The organism is Flavobacterium adhaerens (assembly GCF_040045115.1).
GTDB lineage: Bacteria > Bacteroidota > Bacteroidia > Flavobacteriales > Flavobacteriaceae > Flavobacterium > Flavobacterium adhaerens.
On record NZ_JBDLZX010000003.1, the window covers coordinates 248,613 to 268,252 of the forward strand.

General features: G+C 33.9%; 16 protein-coding genes. 10 read left to right on the forward strand and 6 right to left on the reverse strand.

From position 1 onward, the window contains the following. Positions 1 to 78 precede the first annotated feature (78 nt). A complete protein-coding gene (locus ABEB18_RS05650; RefSeq protein ID WP_348798185.1) occupies positions 79 to 1,947 on the reverse strand; it encodes an Nramp family divalent metal transporter in 1,869 nt (622 codons plus the stop codon). A gap of 276 nt (positions 1,948 to 2,223) precedes the next feature. On the opposite strand from ABEB18_RS05650, the gene ABEB18_RS05655 reads away from it, so the two are divergent. The 3 genes from ABEB18_RS05655 to ABEB18_RS05665 all read left to right on the forward strand — a co-directional run bounded on the left by ABEB18_RS05655 (position 2,224) and on the right by ABEB18_RS05665 (position 6,235). Next, on the forward strand, positions 2,224 to 4,305 hold the full coding sequence (locus tag ABEB18_RS05655) for a TonB-dependent receptor plug domain-containing protein (RefSeq protein ID WP_348798186.1): 2,082 nt from the start codon (positions 2,224 to 2,226) through the stop codon (positions 4,303 to 4,305). Continuing rightward, on the forward strand, positions 4,306 to 4,773 hold the full coding sequence (locus ABEB18_RS05660) for a thioredoxin family protein (protein ID WP_348798187.1): 468 nt from the start codon (positions 4,306 to 4,308) through the stop codon (positions 4,771 to 4,773). A gap of 271 nt (positions 4,774 to 5,044) precedes the next feature. Next, positions 5,045 to 6,235, forward strand: a complete 1,191-nt coding sequence (locus ABEB18_RS05665; protein WP_348798188.1) for a glycosyltransferase — start codon at positions 5,045 to 5,047, stop codon at positions 6,233 to 6,235. Positions 6,236 to 6,348: 113 nt separating this feature from the next. Here ABEB18_RS05665 and ABEB18_RS05670 read toward each other — a convergent pair whose 3' ends face one another. From ABEB18_RS05670 to ABEB18_RS05680, 3 genes are read right to left on the reverse strand one after another with little or no spacing between them, the layout of a single operon-like run. Beyond that, complete coding sequence (locus tag ABEB18_RS05670) at positions 6,349 to 7,497, reverse strand: glycosyltransferase (protein WP_348798189.1); 1,149 nt, start codon at positions 7,495 to 7,497, stop codon at positions 6,349 to 6,351. Between the two features lie 43 nt (positions 7,498 to 7,540). Further along, complete coding sequence (locus ABEB18_RS05675; RefSeq protein WP_348798190.1) at positions 7,541 to 8,617, reverse strand: glycosyltransferase family 4 protein; 1,077 nt, start codon at positions 8,615 to 8,617, stop codon at positions 7,541 to 7,543. Positions 8,618 to 8,665: 48 nt separating this feature from the next. Beyond that, positions 8,666 to 9,484, reverse strand: a complete 819-nt coding sequence (locus ABEB18_RS05680; protein ID WP_348798191.1) for a DUF6492 family protein — start codon at positions 9,482 to 9,484, stop codon at positions 8,666 to 8,668. A 183-nt stretch (positions 9,485 to 9,667) separates the two neighbouring features. Between ABEB18_RS05680 and ABEB18_RS05685 the strand changes: the two genes are divergently transcribed. From ABEB18_RS05685 to ABEB18_RS05715, 7 genes are all read left to right on the forward strand, one after another. After that, entirely contained in the window at positions 9,668 to 10,078 is a 411-nt protein-coding gene (locus tag ABEB18_RS05685; protein WP_348798192.1) for a BrxA/BrxB family bacilliredoxin, read from the forward strand. A 247-nt stretch (positions 10,079 to 10,325) separates the two neighbouring features. Then, positions 10,326 to 10,745 carry a DUF1801 domain-containing protein gene (locus ABEB18_RS05690; RefSeq protein WP_348798193.1) on the forward strand — a complete coding sequence of 140 codons (420 nt, stop codon included), beginning with the start codon at positions 10,326 to 10,328 and terminating at the stop codon, positions 10,743 to 10,745. Positions 10,746 to 10,752: 7 nt separating this feature from the next. Next, positions 10,753 to 11,856 carry an MBL fold metallo-hydrolase gene (locus ABEB18_RS05695; RefSeq protein ID WP_348798194.1) on the forward strand — a complete coding sequence of 368 codons (1,104 nt, stop codon included), beginning with the start codon at positions 10,753 to 10,755 and terminating at the stop codon, positions 11,854 to 11,856. 18 nt (positions 11,857 to 11,874) lie between these two features. After that, positions 11,875 to 12,999: a lactonase family protein gene (locus ABEB18_RS05700; RefSeq protein ID WP_348798195.1), complete on the forward strand. Its 1,125-nt coding sequence runs from the start codon at positions 11,875 to 11,877 to the stop codon at positions 12,997 to 12,999. Between the two features lie 7 nt (positions 13,000 to 13,006). Further along, a complete protein-coding gene (locus ABEB18_RS05705) occupies positions 13,007 to 13,534 on the forward strand; it encodes a GNAT family N-acetyltransferase (protein ID WP_348798197.1) in 528 nt (175 codons plus the stop codon). A gap of 2 nt (positions 13,535 to 13,536) precedes the next feature. Continuing rightward, positions 13,537 to 14,118, forward strand: coding sequence for an LOG family protein (locus ABEB18_RS05710; protein ID WP_348798198.1), 582 nt, complete (start codon positions 13,537 to 13,539; stop codon positions 14,116 to 14,118). Positions 14,119 to 14,248: 130 nt separating this feature from the next. Further along, positions 14,249 to 15,052 (forward strand): hypothetical protein, encoded by an 804-nt coding sequence (locus ABEB18_RS05715; protein ID WP_348798199.1) that lies wholly within the window; start codon positions 14,249 to 14,251, stop codon positions 15,050 to 15,052. A gap of 62 nt (positions 15,053 to 15,114) precedes the next feature. Here ABEB18_RS05715 and ABEB18_RS05720 read toward each other — a convergent pair whose 3' ends face one another. Together ABEB18_RS05720 and ABEB18_RS05725 are read right to left on the reverse strand one after the other, a co-directional pair. Then, positions 15,115 to 16,476, reverse strand: a complete 1,362-nt coding sequence (locus tag ABEB18_RS05720) for an efflux transporter outer membrane subunit (RefSeq protein WP_348798200.1) — start codon at positions 16,474 to 16,476, stop codon at positions 15,115 to 15,117. Then, the gene (locus ABEB18_RS05725; RefSeq protein ID WP_348798201.1) at positions 16,469 to 19,639 is read right to left on the reverse strand and encodes an efflux RND transporter permease subunit; all 3,171 of its coding nucleotides are present in this window, start codon (positions 19,637 to 19,639) and stop codon (positions 16,469 to 16,471) included. The genes ABEB18_RS05720 and ABEB18_RS05725 overlap by 8 nt, the downstream gene beginning before the upstream one ends. Position 19,640 lies beyond the last annotated feature (1 nt).

A 19,640-nucleotide genomic window follows, 5' to 3' on the forward strand; every position in this document is an offset into this window, starting at 1 on the left:
AGTTTCTAAGCTACTGAGCTACCGAGTCACTAAAATTCTAAAACAAAAAGAACCACAGCTCTCAGCATCTAAATACCTTTATTTAACAATCAGTAAAGGTATGGCAATTTTATGTCGCAAGCGATCTACTGTAGTTCCAAAAAGCAAATCTTTAATTCCAGTATGCCCATGTGTTCCCATGATTAATATATCAAAATTACCTTTGTTGACCAATTTAGGAATCACTGTATTGGGCTTCCCAAAACCTAAAACTGTTTTAACTTGAAAGCCTTTTTCTTGAAACATTCGTTTGTATTCTAACAAAAATGTTTCATCTACGGTGGTTTCATGGTCATCTATATGTTTGCCATACATCATTGCTCCTACAGATTCGACAACATGAATTAAAGTGTAATTGGCTTCTTGTCCTCCCATTTTAAAAGCATAATTTATGGCATTCTCATCGGCATAAGTAAAATCTACAGCAATAGCAATATTTTTATTGTCCTGAACCGTTGTTGCCGTGAATTTTAAATTCATTTTATGAGGCGAATGATTTTGAATATTTAATCTGGCTTTGGAGATAAAAGGTTTCAGGATGATGTAAAGCAACAAAAATAAAAAACCTAAAGCCAACGGAACTACAGTTAACCATAAAACAATTGGATTATCAGATGTTTCTAACCATCCTTGTATCTCAGAATACACCAGTTTTGCATTTAATGAAACGATGATAATTGCAATTAACCAAGCTGCTATTTGCGTCCATTTTCCTATATGGTAGCCTTTCATTTTTGATGGGTCACTTACAAAATGAATAAGCGGAATAATGGCGAAACCGAGCTGTAAACTCAAAACAACCTGACTTAAAACCAATAATTTACCCGTAACACTTTCGCCATAAATTAAAATCACGACTACAGCAGGCACAATGGCAATCAATCGGGTTAATATTCTTCGTACCCAAGGTTGGATTCTCAAATTCAAATACCCTTCCATCACGATTTGTCCTGCCAATGTTCCAGTAACTGTCGAACTTTGGCCAGCCGCAATTAAGGCCACCGCAAACAAAATAGGGGCCCATTTCGTCCCTAACAAAGGTTGCAAAAAGCGGTAAGCATCTTGAATTTCGGCCACTTCATGCATTCCATTTTTAAAAAAGGTTGCAGCGGCTAAAATTAAAATTGCAGCATTTACAAAAAATGCCAAGTTTAAGGCAATTGTCGAGTCGATCAAATTGTACTTTATTGCCTGTTTGATGCCTCTATCATCCCGGCTAAATTTTCGAGTTTGTACCAAGGAAGAATGCAGATATAAATTATGTGGCATTACCGTTGCACCAATGATCCCTATAGCGATATATAATGCCGATTCATTGGGCAAAGAAGGGATCAACCCTAAAAGTACCTTATCCATTTCGGGTTGGGCAAAAATCATCTCAAAAATAAAAGAAAACCCAATAATGGCGACCAATGCAATAATAAAAGCCTCCATCTTGCGGATACCTTTATTCATCAAAAAAAGCAATAAAAAAGTATCTAAAACCGTAATCATTACAGCTTCGATTAACGGAATCCCAAAGAGTAAGTTGATCCCGATTGCCATTCCTAAAACCTCAGCCAAATCACAGGCTGCAATAGCAATTTCGGCCAAAAAGTACAAGATATAATTAATCCCTTTCGAATACGTTTCTCTCGAAGCCTGAGCTAAATCGCGCTGGGTAACAATTCCGAGTCTGGCACTTAAACTTTGCAAAAGCAAAGCCATTAAATTACTCATCAATAAAACCCAAAGTAAAGAATACCCAAACTGGCTTCCTCCGGCAATGTCAGTAGCCCAATTCCCAGGATCCATATACCCCACACTTACCAAATAAGCAGGACCTAAAAAGGCTAATATTCTTTTGAAAACGGATTTTTTATTTTGAGTGGCCACCGATTGGTGTACTTCTTCAAGTGATTTTCCCATTGCATATCATGACTAACTGAAGCAAATATATACAAAAATCATATTAATCAAATATTTTTTTTAGTTAAGTCTAAAATTTAAATCCAAATTAAATACAATCTGGACATAAGCCCGATAGCGTAAAATTGACTTGCTTAACCAAATAATTTTTGGGAAAATCGTATTCCTTTTGATTCTATTAAAAACACTTTTAAATCACTAAACTAGTACTTTTTAAAAAATTATTTTGTTTGTAAAATATTATTTTTAGTTTTGTCTAAAAATTAATTTTATAAAATGAAATATTTATTTTTAGTGTTATCGTTGTTTTTGTATTGCAATACTTTTTCACAAAACACAATTCCGAATGTCAAAAAAGACACTCTGGAAAAGAAAAATGATAAAAACGAACTCAACGAAGTAGTCATTACGGGAACTCTAAAACCCGTAAAAAGACTGGAGAGTGCTGTTCCAGTTGAAGTTTATACACCTGTATTTTTCAAAAAAAACCCAACTCCAAGTATCTACGAAGCTTTGCAAAATGTAAATGGCGTACGACCTCAACTCAACTGTGGGGTTTGTAACACGGGCGATATTCACATCAATGGATTAGAAGGGCCTTATACTGCCGTTATGATAGATGGCATGCCCATCGTTAGCAGTTTATCGACCGTTTATGGTTTATCTGGAATTCCGAATTCACTAGTGGAGCGCATTGAAATTGTAAAAGGCCCCGCATCTTCTTTGTACGGAAGTGAAGCGGTTGGTGGACTCATCAACATCATTACCAAAAACCCGAATAATACGCCTAAATTTTCTGCCGATGTTTTTACAACTTCTTGGCTGGAAACCAATGTCGATTTGGGTGGAAAATTCAACATTGGCAAAAAAGCTACTTCGTTACTAGGTTTAAATTATTTCAATTACGGACAAACCATAGACAATGACAACGATGGTTTTACAGATGTTACAGCACAAAACCGAATTTCGGTCTTTAACAAATGGAATTTTGCCCGCAATCAAAACCGACTATTTACTATGGCAGTTCGCGGTTTGTATGAAGATCGCTGGGGTGGCGACATTGATTGGGAGAAAAAATACCGTGGGGGCGATGAAATTTATGGCGAAAGTATTTATACCAAACGAGGAGAGCTTCTAGGAAGTTACCAATTACCCACAACCGAAAAACTGATGCTTTCTTTTTCGGGAACAATGCACTTTCAAGATAGTCGTTACGGAACTACCTCGTACATTGCCAACCAAAAAATTGGTTTTGCGCAACTGATTTGGGACAAAAAAATCAAAAAAAATGATTTATTGGCTGGAATCGCAACTCGTTATACTTATTATGACGATAACACGCCAGCTACGGCAATTTTAAACGAAAACAATCCAGAAAAAACATGGCTTCCGGGGGTTTTTGCTCAGGACGAAATTAGTTTTAATGAAAAACAGAAAGTCCTTTTAGGTATGCGATACGATTACAATTCGATTCACGGGAATATTTTCACACCGAGATTTGCCTATAAATGGAAAATAAACGACAATGACATTCTACGTTTCAATGCTGGAACCGGATTTAGAGTAGTTAATTTATTTACCGAAGATCATGCTGCTCTGACTGGTTCACGCGAAGTAGTAATTGCCGATAATTTGGATCCCGAGAAATCCATCAACGCTAATTTGAATTATATCAAAAAAATATATTTCTCAAATGGCACATTTTTAGGAATCGAAACCACAGCTTTTTACACCCGATTTAGCAATAAAATTGTATCCGATTATGAGACCGATCCTAACAAAATCATCTATACCAACATTAACGGTTATGCTTTGAGTCAAGGAATTAGCTGCAATGCCGATCTTAATTTTACCAACGGTTTAAAATTTATTCTCGGAGCAACCTATATGGATGTTTCTAATGTAGAAAACGGTGTAAAAACCAGACCTTACTTAACCGAAAATTTCACGGCAACTTGGAGCGTTTCGTATAAAATAAATCTTTGGCATTTATCTATTGATTATACTGGAAATCTTTATAGCCCGATGAAACTGCCATTGCTCAACGAATACGATCCCAGAAATCCAAATTCGCCTTGGTACAGTTTGCAAAACATTCAGTTTACCTATTCAGGCTGGAAAAACTTCGAATTGTATGCAGGCATCAAAAACCTGCTTAACTTTACTCCAATGCGTGACAATCCGTTCCTGATTTCGAGAACCGAAGATCCTTTTGATAAAAATGTGCAATATGATGCGAACGGAAAGGTTTTAGTTACTCCCGATAATCCTTATGGTTTGACTTTTGACACTACTTATGTTTATGGGCCGAATCAGGGAATCAGGGGGTTCTTTGGGTTGCGGTATAACTTGTTTTAAATGAAAAAAGCAGTTTACATACTATTGATTTTCTTTTGGACGATTCCTGCTTGTTTTGCCCAACTCAAAACCTATACTTTTGAAGAAGCCGAACAACTATCCAAAGAGAATCCAAAGCCGTTTGTGGTTTTCATTCATACTTCCTGGTGTAAGTACTGTAAAATGATGGAAAATTCGACATTCAAAAATCCTGAAATAATTTCACGATTGAATACCAATTTCTATTTTATCTCTTTAGATGCCGAACACAAAAAGGACATTCGTTTTAACAATTACACTTTTCAGTATAAACCAAATGGTCAAAACACGGGAGCTCATGAATTGGCTATAGCACTTGCCTCTATTGAGTCGCAAATTGTCTTTCCTACAGTTACAATTTTAGCTTCAAATTATACTATCAATATTCAAAAACAATCCTATTGTAATCCTAAAGAATTCCGTATTATTTTGGAAACTATTTTAAATTAAGAAAAGAGTATCTCTTCTACAATAAATCGAGACATAATTTGTTTATAAGTTTACTTAAACCTTCATTAAACTCAAAAAAGATATAAAATCATTAGCATAGACTTAAAAAAACCAACAATAATCAAAAAAAATTTAAATCTAATATTAAAAACAAATTAAGTTTATTTTAATTGGGAGTGTTGCTAAAACTACACTAAGTTTGCAAAATAATTCTTGTAAACCTGATTTGTCCCCTATCCCAGTCTACAAGATTGTCTATCAAATAGTAACAATGAATTTATTAAAAAAAATAAGAGTTTATTTTAAAAAAAAAGATGTAATTAAAAGGCAGTTAGATCAGTCTATTCCAAATTTTCATTTATACAATTCTGAACTTAAAACCATTGTTTTTATTCACACAGATATTCCAAAACCAGATAAAGATTCGGGTTCCAATAGACTTAAGGAGATCATATTAGCCTTTAAAGAGCAAAACTACAATTGCATTGTTTGTGTTGAAAATACTTTTAGAAAAAACAAATATGCAAAGTACTTTTCGGATTTAGGAATTATCGTTTTTGTAGAAACCAATCAGTATCCTAATTATTTGTCTTTTTTGCAAGCTATTCCTAATGTAGATTTTATTTGGTACGGAGGCCCAAATGCTTTAAATGATTTTTTTAAAAAAGTTTCAAAAGCTTTACCAAAAACAAAAACTATTTTTGATATGGTGGATCTCCATTTTTTGCGTTATCAACGAGCCATTAAAATACAACCTACCCGAATTTCGCTCAGAAAAAAGCATCAAAAATTTTTGCATATCGAAACAAAGTTGGCTAAAAATACAGATTATGTCATCACTATTTCGGATATCGAAAAAAAAATCATGGAAGAGTATATCGACCCAACCAAATTGATTACAATTTCGAATATTCATTATCCTAAAATTAAAAAAGAAAATACTTTACCTTTTGAACAACGAAAAGATTTATTATTTATAGGTTCTACTCACGATCCTAACATTGATGCCGTTTATTATCTTTACAAAGAAATAATGCCAATTGTTTGGCAAAAGTTACCAGATATCAAGGTAAATATCATAGGCAACATCAATAAAAAAATCAATTGTATTTTCGATTCAAGATTTGTTTTTAAAGGTTATGTCCCAGATGTCGAATCGTATTTTACTCATTCTAAAATGATGGTAGCTCCTTTGCGTTATGGTGCTGGTGTAAAGGGAAAAATAGGTCAGGCATTCGAATATTATTTACCAACTATCACTACTACTGTAGGAGCCGAAGGAATGCAATTGGTACATCAAAAAAATGCAATAATAGATGATACCAAAGAAGGATTTGCCAATGCAATTATCGAAATATATAACCATAAAGAACTATGGCAAAAATTTCACGACAATTCAGAACAAAGTTTAGAACCTTTTTCTAAAGATAAAATCAAAGAACAAATTGTAAGGTTTAAGTAGTTTGACTTAATTATGTACTAGCAAAAGTACTAGCTATAAATTAAAGTAAAATACTAAGTTACTTAGAACGGTTTTGTATTTTACCTAATTTTAAAATGACAACTTCCAATCTTTCAAGAGTTAAAGATCTTATCTAATACTTTGTAATTTTTTTCAAGAGTATGATTTTCGGTAAAAAAAGAAATCGCTTCAGAACTAACTTTATCATAAAAATCAGAATCTGATAGCAATTGAACAATATGTTTTGCGAACTCATTTTCTTCATAGGCTATCAAACAGCCATTATGAGTTTTATTCAACAAACCATCAACACCTCTTTCATTACAAACCACAGGAAGTCCAAAGGATAAAGCTTCAATAACTTTAATTTTTAGACCAGTTCCACTCAACATGGGGCAAATTGCAACTTTGGTTTGTTGATAAACTGAATCTAAATCTTCAACAAAAAGAATCTTTTCTACATTATCAAAATCCTCAATATAGTTACAAATTTTACCCACCACGGCTATTTTAAAAGACTGGTCGAACAAAGGATAGACTGCACTAAAAAACCATTTGGCTCCTTTTATATTATGGTCGTTATCACTCGCTACGTAAAGCAAATCGTACTTGTCAACTCTTTCAGTCTGCTTTTTTTGAGGCAAAACGTGAGTAAGCAATTCTATTGGTTTATTAACAAACTGAGAAAATAAATATTTTTCTTCAATAGAAATGACCAAAATTTTATCAAATGATTTCAGAATATCAATTTCTTTGGCAAAAAAATCACCTAGGTTAAATTCTTTTTTTAATTGAAATTGTGACGTCATAAAATCATGAGTATCAATCATTAATTTGGCATTTTTCAGATCCTTCTTATTTTTAATCAACTTTGCCCAATAGATATATGAAATCAAAACAATATCATACTCATTATTTTTTAAAATAGTAGTAAAGAAATCTATATGCCCTAAACGAGTTCTATCAAACAATCCTATTTTAGTCCCTATTTTGGCTCCAATTTTATTAGGAAGTGAAAAATAGAAAAAATACTTCAGCTTATTTTTTTTTCGGATAAAACGAGGTAATAAATAGCCTTTTGTAACTAGTTTTTCTTTTTCAAGTTGCTCTATTTCCTTACTGGTAAACTCATCCGTATCCAAACCCACAAAATCCACATCAATCTTTTTGTTTTTAAAATATTCAAGTAAAGACAAGGCTCTTGCATTATTCCCCTGCGTTTTAAGTAATGGATTTTCAGGATAGAAATATAAAATTTTCATAAATTAATTCGTATAGTGTTTTTTTGTACTGTTAATCTTGTGCTTATTGCTTAGAAAAAAATTGTTGGTCCATCTGTTCAAAATAGGATTCACAACTAAACTTTTCCATAGCCGCTTCATGAATTTCTTCAGGAGTAAATCTACTCGCGTCTTTAATACAATCATCAAAAAAATCAAAAATAGATTCCTCTATAATCTTTGGGAGTAAATATGCTCCAGGCTGTTTTTCTGCTACCAATTTAGGCAAAATTCCAACAGCAGTTCCTGCAATTGATCTTCCACAGGCAAGTGATTCAATGGTAACCATTCCAAAGCTTTCAGAATAAGATGGATAGAAAACGATATCTGCTTTAGTGTAAGCAAGCTCATTAATGTTATCAATAGTAAGTCCCACTAAAAGAGTTGAATTCTTTAAATTTTTAAACAATTCGGAATTATTAGAATTATTTGTAGCAATAAGAAGTTTCCAGTTCGTTTGAGCCTCTGTAAGTTTTGCTAATTCTAGCAATTCGGAAATACCCTTACCATATTCTAATCGCCCTATATAAACTACTGTTTTATAATCTGTTCTTTCCTTCTCAATTGGATAAAATTTATTCTTATCAATACAATTGGGCACAATACTGATTTTGTCTTTTTTTATACCATAATATTTGATAAGATGCTCTTTGACATTAGATTCTACTGCAATTATTTTTTTGGCATTTTGACTTGCCTTCATTTGCAATCGAGCCACTCTACTTAATTTATTACCCTTTCTTCCATAATCTAATTCCATTTTATGATAACAGCCATGAGAAATCATATAATCTGTAGGATAAAAAGCTGTAGGCTCACCATTGCTAATCACGATATTATTTGGTCGATAATTTAGCCAAAGAAAAGCTGTCGTGTATCTTGCAATGTACTTATCTCTTCTCTTTTGAAAATGCCTGTAGTTAAATAATTTCCAATACGATTTTCCAAAGAAACTGTTTTTTAAATAATCTTCATCGATAATTTTAGTTGAAACTCCTCTAGCTTGCAAATATTCATCCAAATAATGCACCATCCGTTCGGCTCCACCTGCATTTGATTTCCCATTAAGAAATACCAAAAATACCCTACTCGTTTTTTTCATTTACTCAAATTTTAAAAATCAATCTGTTCATGATTAAGGAATATCCTTTTAGAAAAAAAACCATTTTTTCTTTATTTGCTTCCAATTACTTTGGTAAATCACCCCAAAGTAAATTTTACTTAATTGCTCAATCGATAATTGTTTCCTTTCAATAGAATATTGCTTTTGATAATGATATACTTTAAATAAATTTCCTATTGGGTATAAAGTAATTAGTTTGGTTTTCAATAAATATTCGCCATATATCACACATTCGGAAGGAGAGTAACTCTTTTTGTCAATTTCATTAAAAAAGTCTTCAAAAGTCATATTTAGATCTTTTAAAAAAACCTCGTTAAAATGCCTCCAAACTTTAGAACTCCAAATATATGGTGAAGGCCCATAGTCCCATTCCTTTCCTTTATTCCCAAAAAAAGGACGAGTGTCTCGCAAAGCTCTTTTAAAGAAAACATTATCCGAATCCATTCCAAGTCTTTCATCAATTTCTAATAAATCTTTAGATTCCTGCATGACAGTATAAGGCGTATTATCATCATACATAAAATCGGAAAAATAAAAATCTTTTATAAACATAGAATCCGAGTCTATCGAAAGGTAATTTTCGCAAATATTCAATTTGTACACATTACATTTTATAATCTGCTGGTAGCGCCAACCGTTTGTTATTGATGTTGTCGTAATTTCAGAATCACGAATCACTTTATATTTCTTAAAACAATCTGGCTTCAAAAAATCAAAATGGTCATCATTAACAGAGATTACAACTGGAATATTATCCCGATTAAACTTATCAATTGAGTCCAATAGTTGATAAACGGTTTCAAAATCTGGCTGATATGTTTTAATAAAAATAATGAGTTTGTGCATAAGAAACTTTTTAACATGGCTAATCAAATTCAAATATAATGTTATTTCGTTTGTTATTAAAAGCATTAATGAAGCTATAATTTGAAACCCAACTATAACAAAACTTTATGTTTCAAATAAAATTCATGTAACTAAACTTTGTACCTTTGTAGTTTAAAAATTTAAACGTAAAAACATAAAGATATGTATCCAGAAGAAATGGTAAAACCAATGCAAGCTGAATTGACAGCTGTAGGGTTTCAAGATTTACATAGTGCAGAAGCAGTTGATAATGCAATTAAGGCCGAAGGAACAACCTTAGTAGTTGTGAACTCTGTTTGTGGTTGTGCAGCAAGAAATGCGCGCCCAGGAGCAGCAATGAGTTTAAAAGGGGCTAAAAAACCAGATCATTTAATAACCGTTTTTGCTGGAGTTGACAGAGAGGCTGTAGATGCTGCAAGACAACATATGTTTCCTTTTCCTCCATCATCACCAAGTATGGCATTGTTCAAAAACGGAGAATTGGTTCACATGCTAGAACGTCACCACATCGAAGGTCGTCCTGCTGAAATGATCGCCGAAAACTTACAAGACGCTTTCAACGAATTTTGCTAAATTCGAGTTATCAAAATTGTTAAAATCCTGCTTTTTGCAGGATTTTCTATTTTAGGACTTTCCTATTTTTATAAAACCCCATTTTCTACCTATTTCAAAAAAAAAAAATCAAAATCAAAAAAAATCAATTTTACCAGCCTTTTTGCCTCAAAAGACATTGCTAAATTCCATAACTTAGACTACGTTTTAAAAAAAATCAAAAAACGTTCTGATCTTAGATAGCGTTCCATTTTCAAAAAAGCATAAAATGGTAAAAAATAAAACAACCGAAACCAAAAACAGTGTATCCGATTTTATAAATACTGTTGAAAATGCTACGAAAAGAAACGATTCGTTAGCATTGATTGAAATCATGCAAAACCAAACGGGTTTTGAGCCCAAGATGTGGGGACCAAGTATTATCGGTTTTGGAAGTTATCATTACAAATATGCCAGCGGTCATGAAGGCGATGCTCCACTCGTTGGGTTTTCTCCAAGAAAAGATGCTATTTCCTTATACCTTTATCAATCTTTTGAAAATAAAGAAAAATTACTCTCCGAATTTGGCAAATACAAAGCGGGAAAAGGATGTATTTATATCAAAAAAATGGCGGACATCGATGTTGAAGTTTTAAAAAAGATGATTTCCACATCTGTTGAATATCTAAAAGAATTGTACCCTTCATAATTACAAAATGTTTACACTTTTACTACTTATTATCATTTTAGGAATTTCATTATTTCTTTTTTTACAGCATCCTCAATTCGGAAAAAAACCATCTGGAGAAAGGCTTTTGCAAATACAAAAATCTCCAAACTACAAAAACGGGAAATTCCAAAACGAACATTTTACTCCTGATTTGACCGAAGGTTATACGATGGCTGGTGTTTTGTTTGAATTTTTATTTAAGAAAATAGAAGGCAGAAGTCCTATAGAAAAAATCCCTTCAGTTAAAACAGATTTATTGAATTTGCCAATAGAAAAAGACATACTCGTTTGGTTTGGTCATTCCTCTTATTTTATCCAGATTGAAGGCAAAAAAATATTAGTAGATCCTGTTTTTAGTGGTAATGCTTCTCCAATTCCTGGCACTACAAAATCCTTTGATGGAGCTGATATTTATACCACCGAAGATTTACCCGAAATTGATTATTTATTGATTACTCACGATCATTACGATCATCTAGATTATAAAACTATTTTGAAATTAAAAAACAAAGTCAAAAAAGTGATTTGCGGTCTCGGTGTAGGTTCGCATTTTGACTTTTGGGGATTTCCTATTGAAAATATAATCGAAAAAGATTGGTATGAAACGATAGAATTAGATTCGAATATCATACTTTATACTGCTCCAACTAGGCATTTTTCAGGTAGAGGATTACATCGTTGTAACACTCTTTGGCTCGCTTATATTTTAGAAACCAAAGATTTTAAAATGTATCTTGGCGGAGATAGTGGCTATGACACCCATTTTGCCGAAACTGGGGCAAAACATGGTCCTTTTGATTTGGCACTAATTGACAACGGACAATACGACATCAAATGGAAATACATTCATAACTTGCCCGAAGAAGTCATTCAAGCTGCAAAAGATTTAAAAACCAAAAAACTTTTTCCTATCCATTCCAGTAAATTTAAATTGGCCAATCATGCCTGGAACGAGCCTTTGAAAAAAATAACCGAATTGAATTCTGCCCTAGAGAATCCATTCCCATTAGTGACTCCAAAAATTGGCGAATTGGTAGAACTACAAAATGAAAAACAAGAATTCCAACAATGGTGGAAAAACATAAAATAACTTTTAAACGCTAAAAAAGTGAAACTAAAAACCAATTTATTACTAATCGTTTTACTGGCTTCTTTCCAGTTATTCTCTCAAAACACTTATGTCTTTTTGGGGTCTTATTGCGCTGATCCTTCGAAAGAATCTATCTTAGTGTATCAATTAAATCTTTCAAACGGACAACTAACCAAAGTAGCTTCTGCCAAAGACCTAATCAATCCTTCCTATTTGACGGTTTCTCCAAACGGAAAATATGTCTATGCCTGTACAGATACCAAAACTCCAAAAGCAGGAAGTGTGAGTAGTTTTGAATTTAATCCCGAAAATAAATCACTGGTTTTCTTGAACAAGCAACCAAGTGGTGGCGAAAATCCAGTGTATGTTTCGGTACATAAAAGTGGTAGATGGTTGGTAAATGCTAATTATACAGAAGGAAGCGTTTCCATTCATCACTTATCAAAGAAAGGCCAGATAGATTCGCTCGCTCAAAATTTTCAATACACTGATGGCAGTGTTAATAAAGAGAGACAATCCCGTTCACATGTTCATTCGGCAATCTTTTCGCCAAGATTCGATTATTTATTTCTCCCTGATTTGGGTGCTGATAAAATACGCCGTTATGAGTTTGATGAAGCTTTAAAAAGGCCATTAGTTGAGACCAATACACCCTTTATTAAAACCGATTTAGAAGCTGGGCCTCGTCATATGACTTTTCATCCGAACAATAAATTTGCCTATTGTATTGAAGAAATGTCAGGTTCTGTAAGTGTGTATCAATACAAAAGCGGAACGCTAAATAAAATTCAGCGCATCAATACGCATCCTGATACGATTACCGAAGGTTTTGAAAGCTCAGATGTTCATGTATCACCTGACGGGAAGTTTCTGTATGCTACAAATAGAGGAACAGAAAACAATATTGCAATTTTTTCTATTGATGAAGAAGGGCTTTTAAAAAACATTGGCTATCAATCTACTTTAGGAAATCATCCTAGAGTTTTTGCGATTGATGAATCGGGTAAATTTTTAATTGCATCCAACGTAAAAACAGGAAATGTTGTTGTTTTTAAAAGAAATTTAGTGACTGGATTATTAGAAAATACTAGAACCGAAGTAAAACTAGAAAACGTTTCTTGTGTACAAATCAAAAAAATATAATCAAACAATGAATTTAGGTCTTTTAAATTTGCAACCCGTAGTTTTAGAAAATGAGTTTGTAAAATTGATCCCATTAGAGGAAAATCATTTTGAAGAACTCTATACAATTGCTTCAGATCCTTTACTTTGGGAACAACACCCTATCAAAGACCGCTATAAAATAGAGGTTTTCAAACCTTTCTTTGAAGCAGGAATCAACTCAAAAGGAGCCTTTTTAATTTTGGATAAAAAGAAAAATGAAACTATTGGCACAACTCGTTTCTATGATTACATGCCAGAAAAATCAAGTGTTGCCATTGGTTTTACTTTTATTGGAAGGGAATTTTGGGGCGGAATTTACAATCAATCGACCAAAAAATTATTGATTGATTATGCCTTTCAAAATGTCAATTCAATCCTTTTTCATGTAGGTGCTGAAAATATTCGCTCCCAAAAAGCAGTTTTAAAATTGGGAGCAAGCAAGGTTAGAGAAATGAATTTCCCTCATAATGGAGTCGATATTCTTCATTATGAATATGAATTGAAAAAGGAATAGTTATGAAAAGAATCACCGTTTTTTGTGGTTCCAGCTCCGGGACAGACAAAATTTACACCGAACAAGCAACCTTGCTCGGACAAACATTAGCCAAACAAAATATTGATGTCGTTTATGGCGGTTCAAATGTAGGTTTGATGGGAGCTGTAGCCGATGGCGCATTAAACGAAGGAGGAAAAGTAATTGGTGTTTTGCCTAATTTTTTAAGAGCGAAAGAAATCGCACATCAAGGTCTAACCGAATTAATATTGGTCGAAAGTATGCACGAAAGAAAAACCAAGATGAATGATTTATGCGATGGCGTTATTGCCCTCCCAGGGGGTTTTGGCACACTTGATGAACTTTTTGAGATGCTTACTTGGGCACAATTGGGTTTACACAAAAAACCAATTGCTGTTCTGAATGTAAATGGTTTTTATGATTCTTTATTTGAATTAACTAAAACTATGACGGATAAAGGTCTTTTAAAAAATGTCAATCGTGAGATGCTTTTGGTAAGTGATACTATCGAAGATTTATTAGAAAAAATGAAAAATTATGTCGCTCCGACTGTCGGGAAATGGATTGATCCAAAGCAAACTTAAAAGTGAATAGCTCCAAAAAAACCCAACATTATTATTTGCCTTATTGTTAAAAAGTAATCAAATTCAAATTATTTTAAGAATTTGAAGCAACCTAATCAACATATTTGCATCTAATTAAGAAAATTGAATTATGAAAAAAATATTCCTATTACTAATTGGCTTAACCATTATGAGCTGTGACTCAAATGATACTGTAACCAACACTTCTAGTTATGCAAAATATATGTCGGAAAATTCGATTGCGACAGATATCAATTTCATGCCAGAAGAAATTTATAATGGTTCAACTTCTCCTCAAAATCCATCTTTAAAACTAAAATTAAGTACCGAAGAAAAATTTCCTTGTTTTAACTTCAGTATAAAAACTACTCAATTTGTTAACGGTAATGAATTGATCATAAGAATGGACGGTATTTTAGATCAGGTAATTTGTCTAACAGCCATTGGCCCTGCCATTACTTATGTAGATTTACCAACAAACATCAAAAAACTAACTTTACTCAATGGAAATGTTGTCGATCAATATACTGTAGAAATTAATAACGAAAAGGTTACCATAGAACCTATTCATACTGATTTTACAAATTCATTGTACAATAAAACTTTTAGAATTCCAGAAAACTCATTTGCTTATGTTTGTGGAACCAATACAAACAACACCGCCATTTACGATAACTTTCTAGCTGTTTTAAAGCAAAATACAAGTTTCACAGAGCATGAATTTAAAGGTGAAGGAAGAATTCCGTATCCAACAACTTCTACTGGAAATTGGGTAAATCACCCTTCAAAATTTTTCATTTATTCCAATCCAACCCAATTTGAAAACATCAACAATCAGCTCAATGCTTTTTCGGCTGAGAATATTGAAAAAAATTCTGGAGCAACAATTGCCATTTATGGTTGGAATAACTTAAAGTATTATAGTTGGGATTAAAAAACAAAACCACTCCGTAATTAGAGTGGTTTTTATCATTCATTTAAAAATTTCAGCCAAAACTAATTCCATCCACCTCCCAAAGCTTTATACAATTGAACCATAGAACTCAATTGATTTTCGGAAAGTTGCGCCAAATTTAATCGGGCTTGAAACAAAGCTCTTTCCACATCAAGCACTTCTAAGTAAGAAACATAACCGCTATTATATCTTTCGTAAGATAGTTTATAATTGGTCGTAGCCGCTTGCACTTGTCTATTACGAGCCTCCCATTCTTCTTTATACGTTTTTACATCTTGTATCGATTGTTCGACTTCGGAAACTGCAGAAATATATGATTTTTGATAAGCAAATTTAAACTCTTCGGCTTGTTGTCTTTTTACTTCTACTCGTTGTTTGTTTTTTCCGAATGCGAAAATAGGTCCTGCAATTCCTGCAGCAGCATTTTGCGAATACGAACTTCCTAAAAACATATCCGATAAATTGGCACTAGCAAATCCAGCGATTGCAGCCAAATTAATAGACGGAAAACGCATGGCTTGTGCAACGCCTATTCTTTCATTGGCAGCCATATATCGTAACTCAGCCGCTTTTACATCAGGCCTGTTTTCTAGTAAAGCCGAAGGAATAGATAACGGAATTTCACTCACTATACGCAATTCGGTATTGGATTTTCCTCTAGGGATAACACCATAAAACTGACCCGTCAAAATCGAAATTATACTTTCTTGGTAGGTAATCTCTCTTTTGAGTGCTGGAATTGTAGCCTCGGCTATGGCAACTTGCTGTTCTACTTGCACTTTATCAACTTCAGAAACATAGCCTCCTTGGAATCTAGAATTAATCAAATCGTAAGCTTTTTTTCTACTTTCAAAGGTTTGTTGAGCAATTTCTAACTGATCATCAAAACTTCTTAGTCTAAAATAAGCAATGGCAATGTTGCTTACAATCTCAGAAAGCACCACTTTACGGCCTTCTTCTGAAGCTAGAAGTTCACTTTGTACCGCTCTATTTTCGTGACGAAATTTTCCCCAAAAATCCAATTCCCAAGAAGCACTAACTCCCGCATTCGAAGGAGGAAAAACCTCTTTGTTACTATTGATCGTAGCTCCATAACCAACTTGTGGAAACAAATTAGATTTGGCATAACCCAATTCAGCTCTCATTTGATCAATTCGGGCAACAGCCATTTTTAAATCGTAATTGTTTTCCAATCCTTTTTTTATCAAATCTTTCAGGACATCATCGTTAAACAAATCAAACCATTTCAAATTAACAACAGAAGCCACAGTATCTAAGTTCCTTTCGATCTGAAACGATTCCGCTTTTTGTTCTTCGGGTCTGCTGTATTTTGGCCCTACTAAACAACCTACAGGAAGTACTGCAAGTACAAGAATGATTACTATCCTTTTGAATTTATTCATGATCAGTAGTTTTTGAATCCATATTATTTTCAGTTGCTAGAACCTCATTCTTCTTTTTTCCGATGTTTTCGATCATAACAAATAAACCAGGTACAATCAAAACTCCAAGAACAGTAGCAATTAACATCCCACTAAAAACTGCCATTCCCATTACAATACGTGCTTGCGAACCAGCTCCTGTGGCCGTTAGCAAAGGAACAACTCCAAGTATAAATGCGAATGCAGTCATCAAAATTGGACGAAAACGAAGTTTGGCAGCTACCATAGCAGCTTCAAACAAAGGAGTTCCTTTTTCGTATTCTTCTTTAGCAAACTCTACAATCAAAATAGCATTTTTGGCTACCAGTCCAATAAGCAATACGAGACCAATTTGAGCAAATACATTATTCACATAAGCATCGCTTCCAAAACGCGCTAAAAATAATCCTAAAAAGGCTCCAAACACTGCAAAAGGGGCTCCAAGCAATACACTAAATGGTAATTTCCAGCTTTCATATTGTGCTGCAAGAATTAAAAACACAAATACTAAGGCCATCAAAAACACAGTTGCTCCACCTGGCGAATGTTTTTCTTGATAAGTTAAATTAATATAATCATAACTCATATCGGCTGGTAATGTTTGCTCGGCCACTTCTTCTAATGCTGCTAATGCTTGGGCACTACTGTAACCATCATTTGGACTTCCGCCAATTTCGGCAGATCTGAACAGATTTAAACGATTCGTAAAATCAGGTCCTGTAACCTTAGTTGCTGTAACCAAAGTAGATATAGGCAACATATCTCCGTTATCGTTTCGAACAAAAATACTATTGAGATTTTCTGGTCTTAGCCTATCAACAGCTTCCCCTTGAAGATATACCTTATACTGACGACCAAAACGGTTAAAATCATTCACATAACTTCCTCCCAAAAAAGCTCCTAAGGCTTCTGTCACTTTTGAAACTGGAATTCCTAATTTCATTGCTTTTTGGTTATCAATATCCAATTTTATCTGCGGAGTACCTGCATTAAACGTGGTGTAAATCCTTTTAATTTCAGGACGTTTTTGTGCAGCAGCAATAAAAAGTTGTGTTTGTTCTGCCAGATATTGCGCAGTATTACCTCCACGGTCTTGCAACATCAAACTAAATCCTGCCGAAGCACCCAACCCCTGAATCGCTGGTGGACCAAAAGCGAATGCTGTAGCATTAGTAATTTGAGTTGATAATTTTTTATTCAAACGATCCACTAATTCTTTTGCCGTTTCTGTTCTTTCTTCCCAAGGTTTTAAAGAGATGAAAATAAAAGCATTATTCGGCTGATAAGAGTTCGTTAACATACTAAATCCATTGATGGTAGTATAGGATAATATCGATTCTTCTTCTTTTAAAAAGCTATCTACTTTTTTAGACACTTCATCTGTTCTTTGAAGAGCAGAAGCTGGTGGCAATTGAATATTAACCAAAACATAGCCTTGATCTTCTTCTGGAATAAAGCCTACTGGTATTTTTTTACCTAAAAGTGCCACAGCTACCATAATTATTCCCAATAATAAAACCATTCGGATAGTCTTTTTAGCGAAATAGTTGGCCCCATTTAAATACTTACCCGTAACTTTTTCGAAAATCCTATTAAATCCAGCAAAAAACTTAGCTAACCAGCCTGTTTGTTCTTCAATGGGTTTTGTGGGTTTCAAAAGCATCGCACATAAAGCGGGACTCAAGGACAAGGCACTAAAAGCAGAGAAAGCCACCGAGACAGCTATGGTTATGGCAAATTGTTGGTAAAAACGCCCCGTTATACCTGGTGTCATCGCTACTGGCACAAATACCGCAATCAAAATAAGCGCAATTGCAATTACTGGGCCTGACACTTCTTTCATCGCCTGAATCGTGGCATCTTTAGGGGATTTTCCATGTTCGATATGATGAATTACTGCTTCGACTACCACAATCGCATCATCAACCACGATTCCAATTGCCAATACTAAACCTAAAAGTGAAAGTGTATTGATGGAGAATCCTAACATTGGGAATACCGCAATGGTTCCAATCAATGAAACAGGCACTGTAATCAACGGAATTAAAGTAGCACGCCAGTTTTGAAGAAAGATAAATACCACTAGAATTACCAAAATAACCGCTTCAAAAAGAGTATGAACGATATCATCTACCCCAGCCGTAATGGCTAATGTCGTATCTAATGATTCTTGATATTCGATATCCTGAGGAAATTTCTTTGACATTTCCTTCATAGCATTTTTTGCCGCTTCGGCTACATCAAGCGCATTACTTCCAGGCATTTGGAAAACAGTAATTGCAGCACTCGCAGAACCATTTCGACGAGAATTCGAACTATAATTTTCGGTACCCAATTCGATTCTTGCAATATCACTCATTAAAACACGAGAACCATCTCCTTTACTACGAACAACAATATCTCCAAATTGTTTCTCAGTTACCAATCGATCTTGAAGTGTTACACTATACGTAAAATCAGTTCCTTGAGGAGCAGGCTCTGCACCAAATTTTCCTCCAGGGCTAATCATATTTTGGGCATTCAATGCATTTTTTACATCATCAACTGTAATTCCTAATTTGGTCATCATATCGGCTTTTAACCAAATACGCATCGCATAGTCGCTACCTCCAAAAAGAGCGACCTCTCCAACTCCTTTGATACGAGCCAATTGATCTACAATATTGATATTAGCATAATTGTTTAAAAATTTTGAATCGTATTTTGGATTTTTGGAAGTCAATGTAAATAACATCATCGGAAATGATAATGATTTTTTTACCACCACCCCTTGTTGTTTTACACTCGATGGCATAAAAGGAGCCGATTGTGCCTGACGGTTTTGGGTAAGCATATTGGCATTATCCAAATTAGTTCCTACGTCAAAAGTTACTTCAATCGTACACGCTCCGTCTGATGTATTGATAGATTTCATGTACAACATGTTTTCTACCCCATTTACTTTTTGTTCTATAGGAGTTGTTACTGCTTGTTCAACATTCAATGCATTAGCTCCTGTAAAACTTGTCGTAATTTTTACAACAGGCGGGTTAATATCCGGATATTGCGATATTGGTGTTTTTTGTAATGCCAACAATCCAAGTATTACTGTGATAATACTAATTACAATTGCGACAATTGGTCTTCGGACAAAAAATTCTCCCATA